The 1538-nt window shown below is 71.5% G+C and carries 1 protein-coding gene; it reads right to left on the bottom strand.

From position 1 onward, the window contains the following. A partial coding sequence (locus AB0G04_RS44165) for a beta-ketoacyl synthase N-terminal-like domain-containing protein (protein WP_360996744.1) occupies positions 1-1538 on the bottom strand: 1538 nt, incomplete at both ends.

The raw sequence follows: 1538 nt of genomic DNA, 5'->3' as shown, positions 1-1538 counted from the left end.
GTGTGCCCGATGTTCGACTTCACCGAGCCGATCCACAGCGGCTCGTCGCGGTCCTGGCCGTAGGTGGCCAGCAGCGCCTGCGCCTCGATCGGGTCACCCAGCCGGGTACCGGTGCCGTGCGCCTCGACGGCGTCCACCTCCGACGCCCGGAGCCCGGCATTCGCGAGGGCCTGGCGGATGACGCGTTGCTGGGCGGGGCCGTTCGGGGCGGTCAGGCCGTTGGAGGCGCCGTCCTGGTTGACGGCGCTTCCCCGTACGACCGCAAGGATCCGATGGTTGTTGCGGCGGGCGTCGGAGAGCCGTTCGACGACGAGGACACCCGCTCCCTCGGCCATGCTCGTGCCGTCGGCGGCGGCTGCGAACGGCTTGCACCGCGCGTCCGGCGCCAAGCCACGCTGGCGGGAGAACAGGGTGAAGATGCCGGGGTTGGTGAGCACGGTGACGCCACCGGCCAGCGCCAGGTCACACTCACCGGCCCGCAGCGCCTGCGCCGCCAGATGCAGCGCCACCAGCGACGACGAACACGCCGTGTCCACCGTGACCGCCGGGCCCTCGAGTCCGAACTGGTACGCCACCCGGCCCGACATCACGCTTGTCGCGCCGCCGGTGAGCAGATGGCCCTCGACGCCTTCGGGCAGTTCGACGCCCTGTCCGTAACTCGAGGACGCCGCACCGACGAAGACGCCGGTCGGTGAGCCGCGCAGTGTGTCGGGGGTGATGCCGGCGCGTTCGAGGGCCTCCCAGGAGACTTCGAGCAGCATCCGCTGTTGCGGATCCATCGCCAGCGCCTCGCGCGGGGAGATCCCGAACAGCCGGGCGTCGAAGCCCGCGGCCGTGTCGACGAAGCCGCCCTCGCGGACGTAGGACGTGCCGGGACGGTCCGGGTCCGCGTCGAACAGGTTCGCCAGGTCCCAGCCCCGATCCGCCGGGAACCCGGTGATGGCATCGGTTCCACCGGCCACCAGGTCCCACAGTTTCTCCGGTGAGTCGACGTCACCCGGCAGCCGGCAGCCCATCCCGACGACGACGATCGTGTCGTCGTCGCTGTCCGGTACGGCAACACCCGTGGCCGTCACCTCGGCGGCCGTTGTGCCGAGGATCTGTTCGGTCAGGTATCCGGCCAGGGCCGCCGGGGTGGGGTAGTCGAAGACGAGGGTCGCCGGGAGCAGGATCCCGGTCGCGGCGCGCAGGCGGTTCCGCAGCTCGACGGAGGTCAGCGAGTCGAACCCGAGGGTTCGGAAGGCCTGGTTCGCCCCGACCGCGTCGGGTGAGTCCTGGCCCAGCACCGCGGCCGCGTGATTGACGACGGTTTCCAGCACGAATCGGCTCCGGGCGGACCCGGGCAGCGCCGCGAGCCGGCCGGCGAAGGAATCGGTGCCGGTGCTGGTCGTCGCGGCTGCTCGCCGCAGGGCCGGGCGGACGAGGTTGCGCAACAACGCCGGAACCTCCGCCTTACCCGACCGGTAACCCGACAGATCCATCACCACCGGCACCACATGCGACCACGACGACCGCACCGCCTCGTCGAACAACGCCAA

The sequence above is a fragment of the Actinoplanes sp. NPDC023801 genome, from assembly GCF_040639655.1.
In the GTDB taxonomy this organism is placed as follows: domain Bacteria; phylum Actinomycetota; class Actinomycetes; order Mycobacteriales; family Micromonosporaceae; genus Actinoplanes.
Note: the sequence above shows the minus strand (reverse complement) of the source record. Positions and strands in the feature narration are given on the sequence as shown.